The organism is Bacillus sp. LQ01, assembly GCF_057624735.1.
Map to the genome: position 1 here is coordinate 79,137 of NZ_JBYEZL010000002.1, position 17,350 is coordinate 96,486.

Here is a 17,350-nt window from a genome sequence, read left to right on the forward strand (position 1 = left end):
ATGGATATAAGTGCTTAGAATGAGTAAGAGAAGCATGAGAAATGCTAAAAAACTCCGTAATATAGTTAGAGTTAGCATTGTATAGCCTCCTTTAGACCATTTACTAGAATATTTCTGTGAAACCAATAAATAAAGCAGCGGCCCCTGCTAGTAGAGCGAACAGACTACCTCCTGTTTGTCGTTTTAATATTCCCTCTAAACTTATGGTGAGGGCCATACCTCCTAAAAAGATGAACATATAAGGCATTATTTCTCTACTACCAGTAAAAAATCCATAGATTGCTATAGATAAGGCAATAAGTGATAAAGTAATCCGACCCCCTTTTAGCATAAAAGACCTCCTCTATTTTATGTAGGTAATAATGAGAACTATCCAAATGAAAGCACCGGCAATAATACAAATAAATCCAGTTGCTGCCTCCTTTTTCTTTATTTGTTCAAATGCGATGAGAAACATTAAAGCCCCTAATAGAAATTGTGAAAGAGGTAAAAAATTATTTTGACCTGTATATAATCCAATTGCCGACATAACGATCACAGTGAGTGCTACTATGATGCGAAGTATACGAAGCATATTAGGAATTCTCCTTATTCTTTTTTGTATAAGGATTGTCTTCTAGTTTATCGATGGAATGTTTATAAGCATAGCCTTTATTAATTGTCATGATGGAGAGTACGAGGATGATTAGGACGATGATAATACCGATAATTAATATTTTGAACATAAAATCCCTCCTTTTCTTTATTTTACATAATTTTGTAATTGATGAAAACAATAGAAAATAAAAGGATGAAAGAAGGGTGTTACATGGAGACGAAAAAAACATATTATATATCAATAGGAAATGGTCAAATTTCACAAGTGAAGACGGCGGATACGTATAATTTTGAGATTTCCGCAAATGATGAGGAAATTACGGAATTAAGAGAGCACTTTGATCAAGCATATGTAGAAGATTTAGGGTCATTTGTACGCTCCCACGTTCCATTTGTTGAGTATCACCACGATTCAAATAATGACCGATATGATGAACAACTACAAAAAGCATATAAAATGATTTACGATTTAGGAAATCATGAGACGAAAGAATTAGTCGCGCAAATGGGAATAATCAATGGATTGTAATTGGATAATATTATGCAGAAAAGCGAGAATATGCTACAATTTGTGGTAGGAAAAACTTGTAACCATCAATAGGGGAGTAATGGCATGTACAAATTTAAAGATTATTACCACAACACTGTACAATTATCGTTTGAACGTTATCCATTTTCTCCTGAGCCAAAGCATGTTTGGGTTGTATGCCGGTACGGGGATCAATGGTTATTAACGCATCATTTACGTCGCGGTCTTGAATTTCCAGGTGGTAAAGTAGAACTAGGGGAAACACCGGAAGAAGCGGCAGTTCGAGAGGTTCATGAAGAAACCGGCGGCATAGTTTCTGATTTAACTTACTTAGGACAATACAAAGTATCTGGAAAAGACAAAATAATCATTAAAAACATTTATTTTGCAACAATTAGTGCGGTAGAAGAACATACGCATTACGAAGAAACGAAAGGGTCTGTTTTATTAAAAGACATTCCTGACAACATTAAAACGAATAGAAAATTTAGCTTTATAATGCGCGATGACGTATTAGCGCGTACGATGAAACATATAGAAGAAATCGGCTGTTTTACGAAGTAAAGTAGCCGGTTTCTTTTTTTGTATGTAAGAATAAATGTAAATATATCTTCACATTATTTTGGGTATATTATACAATTTTGTAAAGATATATTTACATTTTAGGAGGGGGAAGATGGATAAAAGAAAAGAAACGACTGTTACTGTTTCGATGGTTAAATTAAACTTTTCTTTATTTTTTATAATAATTGCTTTGTCGTTTGGAATTGGTTATTTGCATATATTTCTTTCGGGTGGGGGCGGATTAAAGTTTCACTTTATCTCCACCTCTAAAAACGAAAGCACCCCCAACAAATCATCTACGATACGTGAATGCTTAAAATCACCCCAAAACGAATTTTTTTTCCAAACACCAAAAATCCCTACTTGTTCAGAACCAAGCACATCGTTTTCTGGATGATCTCCAACATAAAGACATTCTTCTGCCTTCACATCTAGTCTTTGCAAAGCACGTTCGAAAATTTCAGGATGAGGTTTTTTAATTCCTTCAGCTTCTGAAACGAGAATGGTGTTTGTATACGTATGTATATGTAGTGCTCGAAGGTTGCTCATCTGAAATTCAGTAAAACCATTTGTAATAATACCAATTTTAATGTTTCGCTGTTTTAACTGTTGAAGTAGTTCATGCGTGTTTTTGAAAGGAATACAATGATGTTGGAAGTTTGTAATATAGTCGTGTAGTAGTTGTTCTTGCGTTAAAGTAGTAATGTTGTATTCGGAAAGGAGAGTAGCATATACTTTATCCTTCCACGTATAGCCATTATTATCGAGTTCAAGAAATCGAGAACAATACTTTGATTTCTCTATGCTCTTCAAATGTGAGGCGAAGCGATTATATTGCTCACAAATAAATTGTTCTAAAGATTGGCGCCGATCTAATAGTGTTCCATCTAAGTCGAATAAGATTGCACGAATCATGGGAAGCCTCCTTGCAGTTTTTATAATTAATTATCGCATATTCGTAAAAAAATGATTATGATATTTTGTAGAATGGAATAATGGGGGATTGTATGAAGAAACTGTATGGCAAGTTAGTGTGTTGTATTATAGCAAGCAGTTTAGTTGCAGGATGCGAGAGTGCTATCGAGGTTACGAATGAAAAAGAAATTTGTAAAACAGAAGAAGAGTGCACGCAAATAGGAGATAAAACATTACAAAAAGTATATAAAAAGATAGAGGGACTTTCAGAACTTGAAAAAGTAGAGGATTATGACATAGAAGAGTATGAAAGTATGAATATGAAAGAGGCGGAACAGAAAAAAGAAGAGGATGACAATTACTTCTTTTTAGCTTCTTATTATATCGATGATGATGAAATTGTAGATCCTTATTTTGAGAAATTGGATCGTAAGAGATTGAATAAAGTTTTTGCAGATGACAAAGTAGCAAAAGATGATTTGTTAAGCCAGCGGCAAGATAGAGAGTATCATGAAACGTTATGGGACATGTATCGCACTCTCATTCCAGTGAAATATCGTGAGAATATAACAGGGTTGGATTTAATAACGGATGGTTATGACGGCGTTGTTGCCCATGTCATGCCAAGTATGGATGACCCGAGAGATTGGTTGCTTAGTTTAGACGTGCTCGATTCTGGGGTGAATATAGATGAAGTGATGAAAACATTAATTCATGAAACGGCTCACGTATTAACGATTGGGCATAAACAAGTACCAGTGGATAGGAAATATTTAGAGGCGTTTGATGAAGAGAAAGACATTTCATCATATCGAAATAAATGTAACACGGTGTTCTTGAAAAATGGATGTGCGAGAAAAACTTCGTATATTAACCAATTTTATAATGAATTTTGGAAACCAATTGAGCAAGAGTGGACAGAAAAGAAAGTAGAAGAAAGTGAAGAGGCACAAATTGAATTTTATAAAGAAAAGCATGATGATTTTGTATCGCTGTATGGAACAACAAATGTAACGGAGGATATCGCAGATACATTTACAGCGTTCATTTTACAAGATTCAAAAAAGGTGAAAGAAGGAACAGAGTTAAAATATAAAAAAATTGCTTTCTTCTATCAGTTCCCTGAGCTTGTAAAAATGAGAGCGGAAGTGCTGTCGGGATTATATGATGTTTCAAAAACGATAGAACAACAAAGTGGAGACTAATGTGAGTTATGCTTTCGATATAGTTTCGTTAAAGAAAAGCGTGAAGAATTTTTAATTCTTTGCGTTTTTTTATGTTGATAAAATTGAAAATTCTGTATTTTTATTAAAAAGAAGAAGGAACTTGCGGTATAAAATAGAATTAGTATAAAAATGTCACAATTTAGACACAATTATAATGCGCGTGTTGTAGGGACTATAAGTTTACTCTCGAGGAGGTAATGAAACGTATGAAAACGATTCTTGCTGTTGCTGGTCTCATTTGGGTAATGTCTCACGGTTTTCCGATTTTTGAAGGGGAGCAAATTCGTAGTGCTTTGAATGAAAAGTTTAATGATTATCATGTGATAGATCGAAAAGATAATGTCGTTACAGTACGTGTGAAAGACTGTTTCCATACAGTTACGGTTGCGGATGGAAACATTACAAATGAAACGAAAATGTGTGATAAAAGGTAAAAGAAAGAAGCTGACTATAGCGCACTGTTTTGAGTCAGCTTCTTTTTCTTTTTCCAATTAGAATTTTTTCAAATGCCTCAACAAATACATACATAAGAGTTGCAAGAACACATGTGAGTAGTACGCTAAGTAAGACGAGTGTGAAGTTAAAGACTTGGAATCCGTAGCTAATTAAGTAGCCAAGTCCTTGTTTGGAAACGAGAAGTTCTCCGAAAATAACACCGACCCAGGATAAACCAACATTTACTTTTAACGTTGAGATAATTGCTGGAAAGGATGCAGGGAGAACGACTTGCTTATAACATTGCCATTTATTTGCGCCAAATGTGTCCATCACTTTTATATAGTTAGAATCGACTTCTTGAAATGCACTGTAAATAACGAGAATGGTAATGATGATGGAAATGATTACTCCCATTGCGATAGAAGATGAAATGTTTGGACCGAAAATAACGATGATGATTGGACCGAGTGCAACTTTTGGCATTGCATTTAGGACGACGAGGTAAGGATCAAGTACGCGGGCTAGAAGTGGCATCCACCAAAGAAATGTGGCAATAATAGCACCGAGTACCGTTCCGAGAATGAAGCCTACTCCTGTTTCCAGCAATGTCGTCCATATGTGGACCCAAAGTGAACCGTCGATCCATTTCGTTAAGAAGAGATCCCAAATACTCGAAGGAGAACTAAAGAGTAAAGGATCGATCCATTCTTTTTTGCTAGCTATTTCCCATAGTGCAAAGAAAAGAATAAGTAGTAAAAGCTGTAATGAGCGAGCAATCCAAGCACGCCTGCGTTCTTTCTTTCGAAATTGTTCATGTAGTTGTTTTATATTATCCAAGTCGTTCCAGCTCCTTCCATATATCTTGAAAGAGGGCTGGGAAATCGTAGTGATGGCGTGCTTCTAACGGTGATAAAGAACGGATACTTTCCGGGACGATAAAGGTTTTTGCGATTTTTCCAGGATTCGCTTGCAGTAAATAAATACGATCACTCATCGCAATCGCCTCTTCAATATCGTGAGTAACAAGTAGTGATGTTTTCTTATATTTATTTAGTAAGTTGAAAACGAGTTCTTCTAGTTTTAATTTCGTTTGATAATCGAGTGCGGAGAATGGTTCATCTAGTAATAAAATTTTCGGATCAGTTGCTAACGTTCGAACGAGAGCAGCACGTTGACGCATACCGCCGGATAGTTCACGAGGATATTGTCCTTCTACCCCATGTAGACCGACTTGTTTTAAAAGATTTAAAGTATGTTCTTTCATCTGTTCATCATAAATCTTTCGAATATGAAGTCCAAGCATAATATTTTCTTCAATTGTTTTCCACGGGAATAAGTAATCTTGCTGCAACATATATCCCATAGATGAAGTTTTCGTTGTAATTGGTTCACCATCTAAAAAGACGATACCATCAATTGGATCAAGTAGTCCAGCAATGATTGAGAGGAGCGTTGTTTTACCGCAACCACTTGGGCCGAGTATAGAAATAAATTCGCCTTCTTCCACTTGTAAGCTCATATCTTCGAGAATAAGTTTGGCATTCTCTTTTGCGAAAAAACAGTGAGAAACGTTACGTATTTGTAAAAAACTCATACACTTCGCCTCTATTTCTTAATAACACTTTCGGCAATTTTTGTATTGACGAGCGCTTCATGTGGGACTTCTTTTTGTAATTCACCAGCATCTTTCATAATCGTTTGGAGCTGTTTCCATTCTTCCGCATCTAGTAGTGGATTTGTCGCATAAGAATGTTGTTTTTTATACCGTTCAATTACTTTTACTGTAATGTCTTTCGAAGTGTCTTTAAATAGCGGAGAAACAGCATCAGCAATCTCTTCTGGACTATGTGTATCAACCCATTGCTGTGCTTTATAGAGCGAACGTGTGAACTTTTCAGCAGCAGCTTTATCTTTCTTTAAGAAACTTTCTTTTGCCATGAACGTTGTATAAGGAACAGTACCAGATTCATTTCCGAATGAAGCGACGATATAACCTTTACCTTCTTTTTCGAATATGCTTGCAGTCGGTTCAAAGAGCTGCACAAACTCTCCTGTACCAGATGCAAAGGCATTTGCAATATTAGCAAATTCGATATTTTGAATTAAGTTCGTATCTTTCCGAGGATCAATGCCATTTTTCTTTAAAACGTATTCCCCAACCATTTGCGGCATGCCGCCTTTACGCTGTCCTAAAAATGTAACACCTTTTACGTCATTCCAATTAAAAGAGTCTAGTTTTTTACGTGAAACTAAAAATGTCCCATCTGTTTGTGTAAGCTGTGCAAAGTTAATGACAGGGTCTTTCGCTCCTTGTTGATGAACGTAAATAGACGTTTCAGAACCGACGAGAGCAATATCAATTCCGCCAGATAATAGGGCGGTCATCGTTTTATCGCCACCAGCTGTTGTTTGTAGGTCAATATTTAGTCCTTCATCTTTAAAAAATCCTTTTTCAATCCCGACATATAATGGGGCATAGAAGAGAGAATGGGTAACTTCGCCAACGCGAATGTTTTGAGTTTGTTCTTTCGTACTTTCTTTTTTACTACTACAAGCAGCAAAAGTAAAAACAGCTAGTAACATGATGCAAAAAATCGCGATTAATTTTTTCACTATATAACACCTCCTAGAAGTCACTCTACAAGCATGATATGTAGGTAAGTGCCCATATGTGAGTGTAGATAGCAGGAATTTTTTGGGTGGTAAAGAAGTACAAATATAAGGGGTGATAAAATGGAGTACGAATACGATGATAGCGTACATTTACATCTTGATTATTTCGGGACAGAATGTGATATGGAATCGATCGCTTATAAGAGGAAGAATGAAGACGTATGGGATGTGTATTTTAATTTTGGAGTATACGGTATTCAGAAAGACGATGTAGAGTTAGGTAGGTTTATGGACGAATATGCCGGTTATTACGTTTTTTCTGTACATGCTCGCGATCTTAGTTGGGAATTTGGAAGTGCCCAGTTTGAAGAGTGGGTTTTGAAAAATCGGATAGTAGAAAAAACGCTACAAAAATAGGAGGAATTTTGTGATTGGATTTCTCATCTTATTATTTATTTTTGTGGCCGGATTTTTTATTATGCAAATGCTTATTTACCGATTTGCAAAGAAAAACATCCATAAATATACAAAAATAAAATGGTTTCATATGTGGCTACATATGAATATGAAAAAAGGACCGAGATTAGATTTTTTTGATTTTGTAGTTATAGTGCTCGTATGTATCGTATGGAAAATATGGCTGCTTCCTTTTATATAATACACATACTAATCATTTTCTCTTTTCGTTATAGTAATAGTTGTAAAAAACTTGCATTTATACGTAAAACAGTGAGTGGTGTTGTGAAAGATATTTTGACAAATACAGACACAAATACATACGGAATTAAAGTGTGATTACAGAATGGACAAATTGGCCGTGTGTAAAGTGTGGGGGAATAAGAAAGAGGTCGTCCAACGGTGGACGACCTCTTTCTTATTATGCTTGATTAGTGCGGAAGAATGGAAGCTTCTGCACAATGTGAATTAATCCGTATGCAAGAATTAAGCACATAAGAGGATTAATGAAAAATCCATAGCGATTAATTGCTAAGAATAAGTTTGAGAAGATAATGTAAATAATTGAACTTGCTACTAGCATCATAACGCGTTTATGTTTAAATGAATTTAGCATGAAGCAGAAGCTGCTCAAGAATGTACCGATGATAAACACTCTATGACATAGTTGCATAAAGTTGTGAATACGATATTGGTCTACAGCAGGAGCTGTTTTGAATAATTCAATTGTTTTACCGACAGTGAACCAAGAGAACCAATAAGTGAAGTCCGTCTTAAATCCGTTCTTAATTAATTCTTTTGCGTATGCACCTTTGTCATCTAAGCCTTTAGCTCTCATTTCATGTACTATATTTTCATATCCAATTTTATTAAATGGATCTGCACCGGCAATTAGTGGATCTGCACCTTGGGTTGAGAATAAAATAAATTGGTTGAGTGCTAAGTAGTTACGAACAACCCATGCGCCAATAATAAAGAAAGGTCCGATAAACCATAACAATCCGATTCGAATGGATTCTTTAAATCCATATGTAAATAACACAACAAGAACAGGAATGAGCATCATTGGAGCTGGATTTGGACGGAACATAAGTAAAATTGAAACGACAATTCCAAACCATATATGGAATTTCACTTTATTGTATTTCCATGCGAGAACAAATACATATACACATAACGCCAATAAGAATATGGATGGAACTTCTGTTAGCAATGTACGGAAGTATGTATAGTTACTTGGATAAATAGCATATAAAATACTTGCAACAATTCCATAAATGTTTTTTTCGAACAATTCTTTTCCTATTAAGAATACTAATAGCACTGTGCAAAGGTTCATGATCATGTTAATAACAGTTGCTACGTAATAGTAAGGAATTGATGTAATATCAGAAATAATCATAGCGCCAGCTAATAGTAATGGCTGACCTGGTGTAATATATGCATTTTTCCCTGGAACTTCACTAGGTTCTAAATACACATAACCAAATACACCATGTTTTAATAGTTGTTCAGCTGTTAACGAATAGTTAAAGGCATCATTTGCACCATATGTTACTTTGACTAACTCTCCATCTAATCCTGGCTGTTTTACTAAACAAAAAACGTGCAACAGGAAAGAAAGCGCCAAAATTGCATATACCGCTTTAGGCAAACTCTTAAACTTAGTAAGCAAAAATGAGCAACTCCTTTTTTATTAATTCTTTCGTATTTTTATGTGAAATCTTTAATAGTATTAAGGATTTCCAAAACATAGTTATTATATCATAAAGTGGAATGCTGAAATTAAGTTTTTCAAGAATGAGTAATTTGTATACCACAATTTAACTGTTGATTAAGGGAATATTAAGACAATACATTTATGGTAGAAGCAAGTATGCAGACGAAATATGTAATATATGTTATTTTAATAGAAATAGTTCTTTCGATGCGGGGGAAATTAAGACATAGAAACGAGGGAATGAATTGAAGTATGGTTCTACACTTTTTCATCTTCCAAAAAGAAATATATTAATTTCTAGCATTATAAGTAGTATGGTGACTTTATTAGTAATAACTATGCTGTTTATGATTTTAAAGGTTTTTAATTTAGACATGATGAAAGATCATTTAAATCAAAAGCTTGTTTTAAGTGTTATGATGATTTTCATATGGGGCATAACGTTTTATATTACGCATTTCAATAAAAAAGAGATGTCTATACTTAGAGCATCCCTGCGAGTGCATTTTATATTACTTTTATTAGCTCATACAGTAGCGTTATTTTATATTGTCATGCAAGTTAATATGAGTTTCATAGAGGCAATGAATTGGATTTACTTTTATAATATGCAGTTTATATTAAGTTTTGTAGTAATTTATGCAATATATATTCTTGTATATAATTTAATAGGTAAGGTTTTTCTAAGTATGGTTTTAACGAGCTGTACGTTAGTCATTTTATGTATTGTGAATTATTTGAAGCTTATTTTCAGAGGTGATCCGTTATATCCTTCTGATTTCACACAAATTACGCATATGCAATCTGTTATACCGATGGTGATGGACTATTTTAGTTGGAGTTATATTTTTGTCATTATCGTAAGTATCGTAGCTTGTATTGTAGCAGGGATATATATGAGAAGGTATATTCAAAATGTAAAGATTCATCTAGGAATAAGAGCCTTATTAGTAGTAGGATCTATTTTTGTTCTATATGCGTACGGTAATTTTGCGAATACATTTATGAATAAAGTATTTCAAAAATCAGGTGTAGATTTTGTTTTGTGGAATCAAAATGAGAACTATGCTTCAAATGGTTTTGTACTGGGGTTTATTAGCAATTTAGATACAACAGTTATGGAAAAACCAAAAAATTATTCTAAAGAAAATATGCTTCAAATAGCAAACGATATAAAAAAACAATATAGTGGAAATATAGGGAATCAAAAGAAAAAAGAGAAACCGAATATTATTTTTGTAATGAGTGAATCGTTTTGGGATCCGACGAAAGTAACCAACCTTTCTTTTAGTGAAGATCCTGTACCAAATTTGCATCATTATATAGAAAACTTTCCTGGGGGACAAACTATTTCTCCTACATTTGGGGGAAATACAGCGAACGTTGAATTTGAGGCATTAACAAGTTATTCAATGAGTTTGTTAAAGCCAGGTTCTATACCATATCAGCAGGTTATTACAAATAAGAAAGAAATTCCATCAATCCCTACGGCGTTGAAAAAAGAAGGGTATTACACAAGTGCAATTCATTCATTTGGTCGCACATTCTTTAAACGTGATGATGTATATAAGGTGTTAGGATTTGATAAGTTTAATGCAGAGGACACGATGAAAAATGTGGATATTGATGGAGATTATATTAGTGATTTAGCGATGAGTAAAGAGATAATTGCTGAGTTAGAGGAACAAAAACAGCCTACATTTATTCATGCAGTTACGATGCAAAATCATTTTCCATTTACAGAGGGCCGATTTGGTGAAAACCTAATAGAAATTAGCGGGCTAGAAAATGAAGAATCAAAGGGAGAATTAGAGACGTATACAGAAGGGTTAAGACGTTCAGATGAGGCACTTCAATATTTAATAGAGCAACTAGATAATTTAGATAGACCTACATTATTAGTATTCTTTGGAGATCATCTTCCATCACTAGGAACAAATAAATCTTTTTATAAAGAAAACGGGTATATAACGAATGAAAAAACACCGAGTGAACGTTTAGCGATGGCGCAAACGCCGCTATTAATGTATGCAAACTTTGATATGCCAAATGATAATTTAGGTTTAGTAAGCCCAATTCATTTTTCTAATCTTATTTTTGATTATGCAGGATTAAATAAATCCTTATTTTATCAATTTTTATCGGAACTTTACAAGGAAATACCAGTGCTTAGAGATGAATTAAAAGTTGATAAAAATGGAGAAGTAATCAATGATTTAACAAAGAAACAAAAAGAAATGTTAGAGCAATATAAAATGCTCCAATATGATTTACTCGTTGGAAATCAATATAGTACAGATATCCTCTTTAAATAAAAGAAACAAAAAGAACTTGTATAACGATACAAGTTCTTTTTTCATAGTATTTAACGGGGTAACCAGACAAGCTGGGTTTAGGGAGTATTACCTGTACATTTAGTATATATGAAAATGTAATCGTTTTATTTGTGTATTTGTGAGAAATATGTGAATTTTATGTTTTGTGAAAAAATCTATTATATTAACTTTCGTTCTTGTATTGCAGTTGTTATGCATGTAAAAATTTTATCAGTTCTTTATTTAATTCATCCGCTTGATCGATTGGTGAACCATGACCACTATTTGTAAGAGCATGTAACTGAGAATTTTTAATTCGTTGTTGCGTAAGCTCAGCACTTTTGTAAGGAATTAGTTGGTCGTGAACGCCGTGGAAGATTTTTGTTGGGACGTTAATTTTATTTAAATCTTTCGTTACATCTTCATTTGCAGCTGCTTGTAAAATTTTGATAAGGGCATAAGAAGCGGACTGCATACCGAGATAAGAAAACCATTCAAGGGTTGCAGCCCCTAAGTTTCTATTGAAAAAGGATAAAGATACGTCATTTAAAAATTTTGGTAAATTAGCATACATTTGATTAATGAGAGCATCTGCTTGTTCTTTCGGTACACCGTAAGGGGACTCTTGATTTTTAACGAAAGAGGGGGAGACAGCGTCAATTAATGCGAGCTTAGAAATGCGGCGCCCATGATAGCGAGACATATAGCGAATAGAAAGAGCACCACCAACTGAGAAACCGACTAATGTAGCGTTCTCTACTTGGAGTGCTTCTAGAACAATTGCGATATCATCGGCTAATCGATCATACGTGTAACCAGTCCATGGCTTATCAGATTGCCCATTCCCTCGTATATCCATGGCGATACAACGAAAGCCATGCTCTGGTAAAACATTGAGTTGATATTGATACATTTGATGATTTAAAGGCCATCCGTGAACGAAGAAAACAGTCTTACTACCTGGACCAGGATTAACGTCTTGCACAAAAATATGCACATCTTTCTCGACAGTAACAAACATAAAACTCCCCCTGTTCTATCAATAGGCTCCATTCTAAAAGCTTTGTTTTACTTTTTAGGCCGTCTATATAAAACATCCTCCATAATATACGTATTAATGATCATAGATTTTATGCTCTGTATATAGTCTAAATATATTGCGTTTTTGGTACGATTTTCCTCAAATGTTCGATTTATCTTTGTTTGTCTATGAAAATCATTTATTATAATAAATGGTATTCTTTGAGATGTTATTTTGAAGGGGTGTTGAAGTGAAAGAAAGTTTTCTATCATATAAAGAAGAAGAAAGGAATGCAAAACTCCTTTTATGGGTGTTATATGTCATTGTTATTGTATATCAAATTTTCTATGCAATCGTATTAGAAGATAAATCAATAATGGATAAGGGATACAACATAATATGGCAAGTTATTTGCGGAGTAGCAATACTATGCGTGAATATATATTTACTGAAAAAAGAGAAGGCAAACCTTGTTAAATATGCATGGATATTTGCATACATAGGGATAGAAATCGCTAATATAGTTTCGTATATTTTTTATAATAAGGCGGCGTTTGATGCGACAAATATAATAGAAATTATTCTCATTTTCTTTGTACCCATATTTTTAAATAAAAAATTTTATGTGTTTTTGCTTTCCTCTATTGTAGGAAAATATTTAATTTATTTATTTGTATTAGAGGAAATAAAAGCATTTATGTTCCTTATTATGTGTACACTTATGTTAATAGTTGCATATATCATTTTAAATCGATTTTTACAATATCTTTCAGCCGTAAAGGAAAGTATTGCGATTGCTAGTGAATCACAAAAATTAGCAGTAATCGGAAAAATGGCAGCGACTGTTGGACATGAAATTAAAAATCCACTGGCTTCATTAAAAGGATTTACGCAATTACAACGAGAGAAGCATGAAGAGGATCCTATTTATAAACGTATGATTTTTGAAATAGAAAATATGAATAATATGATAAGTGAGTTGATGGAAGTTGCTACATGCAAACCTTCTATTTATAAGAAACATGATGTAGGAAAAATTGTATTACAAGTAATAACAAGTCTTCGCGGAAAAATGAATGAATTAAACGTGCAGTTTATTTCTAATGTGGAAGAAAAAACAATAGAAGTTGAATGTGATGAACGAAAAATAAGAGGAGTCTTTTTATATACGATAAAAAATGCTTTAGAGGCAATGGAACAAGGTGGCATATTACATTTGCAATTAGAGAATAAAGGGAAAGAATATGTAATAATCAGCGTAATCGATAATGGTCATGGTATTAAGCAAGAAAACTTAACCCGTGTTACAGAAGCCTTTTATACAACGAAACAAGATAAAATTGGTCTGGGACTTACGGTAGCGAATCGAATTGTCGCCGAGCACCTTGGTGAGCTGCATATTTCAAGTGAAAGAGATACTGGAACGAGAATAGACATCATTCTCCCAAGGAAGTGTGGAAATACTGAAATCCAAGTGGAAGAAAAGCTAGGAGTTACCATATGAATAAAGGCTATATATTTAAAAATGAAGAAATAAAGGCGTTGAAAGTATTTTTAAGTTTATTTTTTATTATATTTTTTGTGTATGATCTTGCCTATGAATTTATCGTACCTTTAATCGCGGGAGAGCAAGAAGGCGTAGGAAAGTTTGAAGATGGTTTAGGTTTATGGCTTTACTTTTTGACGGTAGTATTGTTTTGCAGTGGAATATACTTTATGAAATGGAAGAATGTTTTTGTGGTAAAGTATATTATTCTAATTGGCTATAATGTATTAGATTGTATCCATAACATTATGATTTATTATGGTAGCGATGCGGAATTTGACGGTGGAAATATAGTAGAAGTATTTTTTATTTTGTTCGCACCAATCTTTGTGAACAAAAGATATTTCTGGTTAGTTCCAGCGATACTTGTCGGGAAGTACGCTCTTACAGGAATCATTATTCAATCTTCTCTCGTTTTAATCCCAATGGCATTATATAGTGTATTTACTATTATATGTTGGATTATATTTTTGAGGGTTCAGTCTTACGTTCGTACGCTTGAGATGATGGACAAAGAAATAAAACAAACAGAAAAACTAGCAGCTGTTGGAAAAATGGCAACGGTTATTGGTTATAAGATTAGAAGACCTTTAGCAAACTTAAAAAAACTTGTGAATAAACAAGCCGACAAGCATCCAGAGGATAAAATTTATAGTGATATTATGAAACAAGAAGTAGATCGGATTCATATAATTGCTACAGAACTTAGTGGATTTGAGAAATCTAAATCACTAGAATCAGAAACTCATAACATACAAGAAATTATCTCTTATGTTATTCGAGTTATGGAAAAGCCTGCTTTAAAACAAGGAGTCCACATACAAGGTATTTACAGTAAAGACTTACCGTCCATTACATGTGATGAAAAACGATTAAAACAGGTCTTTTTTAATTTAATCAAAAATGCAATTGAAGCAATGTCAGTTGGAGGAACAATTACGATTAAAGTTACTGTAAAAGATGGAATCATCGTTCAAGTGAAAGATGAGGGATGTGGTATTCCAAAAGATAAAATTCCAAAGTTAAATGAAGCCTTTTATACAACGAAAGAAACAGGAACTGGTCTAGGTTTAGTAGTTACAGAAAAAATTATTAAAGACCACAATGGTAAAATGAGTTTTGAAAGTGAAGTTGGGGTTGGAACAACGGTTGAGGTTATGTTACCACTGCATTAAATAGAAAAAACATCACTTATTTGGAAGTAATGCTTTTGTGTTCTTCTTAGGTAGACGTTCTAAAAAAGAGGACGATAACGAAAAATAATATATTGATAGTGTAAAAAGAAAATAATGGATGTTTTACTATGAAAAATATATAATGGCTTTGTCTGTTATTTGTTGTAGTTCATTTATATTTCTATTTGTTGACCCGAATCTCGGGTCTTTTTTTTATGAAATGAATTGCTATATGTCAGTGATTAGAAAAATAGAATATATATTCATGCTGTAATACTGGTAGCGTCAGTAAACTCGGTGCTACCAGTAGGTTCGTTTTCCGGCACAACGAAAGCATTTACGTTGGTACAGGTGGTGCTTTCACATTTCTCTATTTTTCTGTGGTCGATTGTATTGTGTATATAAATTTAAAAAATGATAGCGTTAGAGCCACCATTTCTCCTGCGGAAGCAAAATAACATCCACATCAAAATTTTCTTTAAACCACTCATACATTAATGTCTCTTTCACTAAATATTCAGAGGCAGAGTGTGACACACCAATTAGAGACATATTCGTTTCTTTTACATAATCCATAATGAGCGAGTATTTATGTCGGCCGTAATCATTGTCGATATGGCAGTGGATTTCTCCTGTAATATATGCTTCAGCACCTTTTTCTTCTGCTTCCTTCATTAAAGATACAACATCGCCACACCCAGCGATAATTGCGATTTTTTTAATGGAATCATGTCGTTTACCTTCGAAGTCTGTGTAAGGAATCTGGAAGAGTTGTTTTAGATGTTTTTGGAGTGCTTCTGTTGATGTTTCATCTATTTCACAAATAAGGCCAATTGGTTCTTGTTCTGGACCTCCATATGCAAAGTCGTCCACTACAGTAGCGTTTAATGCTTTTGCAATTGAAATACTCGTTCCATGCGTTTGATGAAAATCCATTGGTACATGACATGTATATATAGAAAGTTGTTTTTCTTTTATTCCTTGCAAATATTTTTCAGGAATTGGTATGAAACCGCGACCTGATCTTCCAAGCGGATCACCACACTCCATTACAAGGGGATGGTGCATAAAGAGTAAATCACCAGGTGTGGATTGTGAAATGAATGTTTCGAGAACGTCATCTGTAGGGAATACAGCTAAAAATACTTTGTTTACATTTTCAGATCCGTGCATCATAAGGCCGTTAAATAAATCTACAAAATTTGCTTCGAAAAATTGTTGCCAAGGAAATTTGATAGGATCATATACGGCTGGGATAAATCGACTAAAGGCACTATCTTTTCCGTATTTTTCAATTTGGAATAAGTGATTGAGTGATTGCTCTATTTTTTTTAAGGCTGGCATGTTTGATAATCCTCCTTAAGATGATTCTTGCTTTATGAGTTGTTTGTATTCTTCGTAGCAAAATAAGAAGCGGATAGGAAACAAATAAAACCTAGGATCCAGCTAATAGAAGGAGAATAGGGAAGTACATGCTGTAATAGCATTCCGCTAGAAATGAAGAAACTACTAAATAGACCTAATAACATAGGATATCGTTGTAGTTTGAACACGGATAGTAAACCTCCTTTCTCCTGCATGAACTACTCATAAAAGCTCGATTGCTGAAACTTTATCACATACATTGTATATTAGTCTTAATTTTCTGTATATAACTTTTAAGAAAAATGGTGATACAATATATGAATGATAAGAGAAGAGAGGATGAAGATTAACATATGTACGTTACTGTAACAGAAGCAGCATATAAAAAGATTATGGATACGATTCCAAGTGAAGCGAAATATATAAAGTTATTTTACGATAATGAGGGTTGCGGTTGTGTCATGAGCGGAATCATCGATTTAGTAGCTGTAGCAGAGAAAGATGAGCGCGATGTGGATATTGAATCAAGCACAATGAACTTTATCGCTGATCGTACAAAGCTTGTATTTATGGACGATAAGTTAACGGTTGATTGGCATGAAGGTGGAGGAACTTTTCAGTTGAAGAGCCCAAGCCAGTTTTATAATCCAAATATGAAGTTACACGTTCGAATATAGTAAAGGAAAGGTGATTCCAAAATGTATTTTGGAATCACCTTTTTTATTTTATAAGTCGCTATTATTGTCGATTTTTGTTGATAAGTCGATATATTGAAAAAATCGCTGATATAAATGGAGTTGCGCTGATATATTTGGGAAATCGCCGATATAAATGGAGTTGCGCCGATATATTCAGAAAATCGCCGATATA

General features: G+C 33.9%; 21 protein-coding genes and 2 pseudogenes. 12 read left to right on the top strand and 11 right to left on the bottom strand.

The genetic code is table 11. From position 1 onward, the window contains the following. Positions 1–103 precede the first annotated feature (103 nt). Genes AC22L0_RS12715 through ytzI form a run of 3 tightly spaced genes read right to left on the bottom strand, consistent with a single transcriptional unit; the run spans position 104 to position 725 of the window. Positions 104–331: a DUF3953 domain-containing protein gene (locus AC22L0_RS12715; protein ID WP_487272287.1), complete on the bottom strand. Its 228-nt coding sequence runs from the start codon at positions 329–331 to the stop codon at positions 104–106. Between the two features lie 12 nt (positions 332–343). Continuing rightward, a complete protein-coding gene (locus AC22L0_RS12720; RefSeq protein WP_000944456.1) occupies positions 344–574 on the bottom strand; it encodes a DUF3953 domain-containing protein in 231 nt (76 codons plus the stop codon). Between the two features lies 1 nt (position 575). Continuing rightward, positions 576–725: a YtzI protein gene (gene ytzI / locus AC22L0_RS12725; protein ID WP_139894694.1), complete on the bottom strand. Its 150-nt coding sequence runs from the start codon at positions 723–725 to the stop codon at positions 576–578. A gap of 83 nt (positions 726–808) precedes the next feature. Here ytzI and AC22L0_RS12730 point away from each other — a divergent pair, with 83 nt between their 5' ends. The 3 genes and pseudogenes from AC22L0_RS12730 to AC22L0_RS12740 all read left to right on the top strand — a co-directional run. Beyond that, positions 809–1,126 carry a hypothetical protein gene (locus tag AC22L0_RS12730; protein WP_000448409.1) on the top strand — a complete coding sequence of 106 codons (318 nt, stop codon included), beginning with the start codon at positions 809–811 and terminating at the stop codon, positions 1,124–1,126. Between the two features lie 84 nt (positions 1,127–1,210). Then, entirely contained in the window at positions 1,211–1,690 is a 480-nt protein-coding gene (gene mutTA / locus AC22L0_RS12735; protein ID WP_000276385.1) for an antimutator 8-oxo-(dGTP/GTP)ase, read from the top strand. A 112-nt stretch (positions 1,691–1,802) separates the two neighbouring features. Further along, positions 1,803–1,925: pseudogene (locus tag AC22L0_RS12740) on the top strand (DUF3267 domain-containing protein); the annotation flags it as partial. 14 nt (positions 1,926–1,939) lie between these two features. Here AC22L0_RS12740 and AC22L0_RS12745 read toward each other — a convergent pair. Beyond that, positions 1,940–2,605, bottom strand: coding sequence for an HAD family hydrolase (locus tag AC22L0_RS12745; protein WP_139894693.1), 666 nt, complete (start codon positions 2,603–2,605; stop codon positions 1,940–1,942). Between the two features lie 92 nt (positions 2,606–2,697). On the opposite strand from AC22L0_RS12745, the gene AC22L0_RS12750 reads away from it, so the two are divergent. Together AC22L0_RS12750 and AC22L0_RS12755 are read left to right on the top strand one after the other, a co-directional pair. Then, positions 2,698–3,810 (top strand): hypothetical protein, encoded by a 1,113-nt coding sequence (locus tag AC22L0_RS12750; RefSeq protein WP_000737832.1) that lies wholly within the window; start codon positions 2,698–2,700, stop codon positions 3,808–3,810. 227 nt (positions 3,811–4,037) lie between these two features. After that, entirely contained in the window at positions 4,038–4,265 is a 228-nt protein-coding gene (locus AC22L0_RS12755) for a hypothetical protein (RefSeq protein ID WP_000849112.1), read from the top strand. 34 nt (positions 4,266–4,299) lie between these two features. Here the strand turns inward: AC22L0_RS12755 and AC22L0_RS12760 are convergent, their stop codons facing one another. The 3 genes from AC22L0_RS12760 to AC22L0_RS12770 are packed head-to-tail and all read right to left on the bottom strand — an operon-like array spanning position 4,300 to position 6,882. Continuing rightward, the gene (locus AC22L0_RS12760; protein WP_000368771.1) at positions 4,300–5,106 is read right to left on the bottom strand and encodes an ABC transporter permease; all 807 of its coding nucleotides are present in this window, start codon (positions 5,104–5,106) and stop codon (positions 4,300–4,302) included. Beyond that, entirely contained in the window at positions 5,099–5,863 is a 765-nt protein-coding gene (locus AC22L0_RS12765; RefSeq protein WP_000009025.1) for an ABC transporter ATP-binding protein, read from the bottom strand. The genes AC22L0_RS12760 and AC22L0_RS12765 overlap by 8 nt, the downstream gene beginning before the upstream one ends. An 11-nt stretch (positions 5,864–5,874) precedes the next feature. Next, a complete protein-coding gene (locus tag AC22L0_RS12770; protein WP_139894692.1) occupies positions 5,875–6,882 on the bottom strand; it encodes an ABC transporter substrate-binding protein in 1,008 nt (335 codons plus the stop codon). A gap of 120 nt (positions 6,883–7,002) precedes the next feature. Between AC22L0_RS12770 and AC22L0_RS12775 the strand changes: the two genes are divergently transcribed. From AC22L0_RS12775 to AC22L0_RS12785, 3 genes and pseudogenes are all read left to right on the top strand, one after another. After that, the gene (locus AC22L0_RS12775) at positions 7,003–7,299 is read left to right on the top strand and encodes a DUF3986 family protein (RefSeq protein ID WP_000455580.1); all 297 of its coding nucleotides are present in this window, start codon (positions 7,003–7,005) and stop codon (positions 7,297–7,299) included. A 10-nt stretch (positions 7,300–7,309) separates the two neighbouring features. Further along, entirely contained in the window at positions 7,310–7,540 is a 231-nt protein-coding gene (locus tag AC22L0_RS12780; protein ID WP_000578981.1) for a hypothetical protein, read from the top strand. 65 nt (positions 7,541–7,605) lie between these two features. Next, positions 7,606–7,677 (top strand): annotated as a pseudogene (locus AC22L0_RS12785) (DUF2196 domain-containing protein); the annotation flags it as partial. A gap of 82 nt (positions 7,678–7,759) precedes the next feature. Here the strand turns inward: AC22L0_RS12785 and AC22L0_RS12790 are convergent. Next, positions 7,760–9,013, bottom strand: a complete 1,254-nt coding sequence (locus AC22L0_RS12790) for a glycosyltransferase family 39 protein (RefSeq protein WP_487272288.1) — start codon at positions 9,011–9,013, stop codon at positions 7,760–7,762. Between the two features lie 290 nt (positions 9,014–9,303). On the opposite strand from AC22L0_RS12790, the gene AC22L0_RS12795 reads away from it, so the two are divergent. Then, positions 9,304–11,373 carry an LTA synthase family protein gene (locus AC22L0_RS12795; RefSeq protein ID WP_061654618.1) on the top strand — a complete coding sequence of 690 codons (2,070 nt, stop codon included), beginning with the start codon at positions 9,304–9,306 and terminating at the stop codon, positions 11,371–11,373. Positions 11,374–11,584: 211 nt separating this feature from the next. On the opposite strand, the gene AC22L0_RS12800 is transcribed toward AC22L0_RS12795, so the two are convergent. Next, positions 11,585–12,394, bottom strand: a complete 810-nt coding sequence (locus tag AC22L0_RS12800) for an alpha/beta fold hydrolase (protein ID WP_000498275.1) — start codon at positions 12,392–12,394, stop codon at positions 11,585–11,587. A gap of 250 nt (positions 12,395–12,644) precedes the next feature. Here AC22L0_RS12800 and AC22L0_RS12805 point away from each other — a divergent pair, with 250 nt between their 5' ends. Further along, positions 12,645–13,898 carry an ATP-binding protein gene (locus AC22L0_RS12805; RefSeq protein WP_061654617.1) on the top strand — a complete coding sequence of 418 codons (1,254 nt, stop codon included), beginning with the start codon at positions 12,645–12,647 and terminating at the stop codon, positions 13,896–13,898. Next, complete coding sequence (locus tag AC22L0_RS12810) at positions 13,895–15,115, top strand: ATP-binding protein (RefSeq protein ID WP_001032637.1); 1,221 nt, start codon at positions 13,895–13,897, stop codon at positions 15,113–15,115. The genes AC22L0_RS12805 and AC22L0_RS12810 overlap by 4 nt, the downstream gene beginning before the upstream one ends. A gap of 423 nt (positions 15,116–15,538) precedes the next feature. Here the strand turns inward: AC22L0_RS12810 and AC22L0_RS12815 are convergent, their stop codons facing one another. Continuing rightward, positions 15,539–16,459 carry a Nif3-like dinuclear metal center hexameric protein gene (locus AC22L0_RS12815; protein ID WP_061654616.1) on the bottom strand — a complete coding sequence of 307 codons (921 nt, stop codon included), beginning with the start codon at positions 16,457–16,459 and terminating at the stop codon, positions 15,539–15,541. A 32-nt stretch (positions 16,460–16,491) separates the two neighbouring features. Next, positions 16,492–16,668 (bottom strand): hypothetical protein, encoded by a 177-nt coding sequence (locus AC22L0_RS12820; RefSeq protein WP_033667186.1) that lies wholly within the window; start codon positions 16,666–16,668, stop codon positions 16,492–16,494. Positions 16,669–16,833: 165 nt separating this feature from the next. On the opposite strand from AC22L0_RS12820, the gene AC22L0_RS12825 reads away from it, so the two are divergent. Next, entirely contained in the window at positions 16,834–17,157 is a 324-nt protein-coding gene (locus AC22L0_RS12825) for an iron-sulfur cluster biosynthesis family protein (protein WP_000289569.1), read from the top strand. Positions 17,158–17,350: the final 193 nt, after the last annotated feature.

Excerpts from the sequence above, each read along its gene's own strand:
- AC22L0_RS12715 (WP_487272287.1), bottom strand. The coding sequence starts at position 331 with ATGCTAAAAGGGGGTCGGATTACTTTATCACTTATTGCCTTATCTATA.
- AC22L0_RS12720 (WP_000944456.1), bottom strand. The coding sequence starts at position 574 with ATGCTTCGTATACTTCGCATCATAGTAGCACTCACTGTGATCGTTATG.
- ytzI (WP_139894694.1), bottom strand. The coding sequence starts at position 725 with ATGTTCAAAATATTAATTATCGGTATTATCATCGTCCTAATCATCCTC.
- AC22L0_RS12730 (WP_000448409.1), top strand. The coding sequence starts at position 809 with ATGGAGACGAAAAAAACATATTATATATCAATAGGAAATGGTCAAATT.
- mutTA (WP_000276385.1), top strand. The coding sequence starts at position 1,211 with ATGTACAAATTTAAAGATTATTACCACAACACTGTACAATTATCGTTT.
- AC22L0_RS12745 (WP_139894693.1), bottom strand. The coding sequence starts at position 2,605 with ATGATTCGTGCAATCTTATTCGACTTAGATGGAACACTATTAGATCGG.
- AC22L0_RS12750 (WP_000737832.1), top strand. The coding sequence starts at position 2,698 with ATGAAGAAACTGTATGGCAAGTTAGTGTGTTGTATTATAGCAAGCAGT.
- AC22L0_RS12755 (WP_000849112.1), top strand. The coding sequence starts at position 4,038 with ATGAAAACGATTCTTGCTGTTGCTGGTCTCATTTGGGTAATGTCTCAC.
- AC22L0_RS12765 (WP_000009025.1), bottom strand. The coding sequence starts at position 5,863 with ATGAGTTTTTTACAAATACGTAACGTTTCTCACTGTTTTTTCGCAAAA.
- AC22L0_RS12775 (WP_000455580.1), top strand. The coding sequence starts at position 7,003 with ATGGAGTACGAATACGATGATAGCGTACATTTACATCTTGATTATTTC.
- AC22L0_RS12800 (WP_000498275.1), bottom strand. The coding sequence starts at position 12,394 with ATGTTTGTTACTGTCGAGAAAGATGTGCATATTTTTGTGCAAGACGTT.
- AC22L0_RS12810 (WP_001032637.1), top strand. The coding sequence starts at position 13,895 with ATGAATAAAGGCTATATATTTAAAAATGAAGAAATAAAGGCGTTGAAA.
- AC22L0_RS12815 (WP_061654616.1), bottom strand. The coding sequence starts at position 16,459 with ATGCCAGCCTTAAAAAAAATAGAGCAATCACTCAATCACTTATTCCAA.
- AC22L0_RS12825 (WP_000289569.1), top strand. The coding sequence starts at position 16,834 with ATGTACGTTACTGTAACAGAAGCAGCATATAAAAAGATTATGGATACG.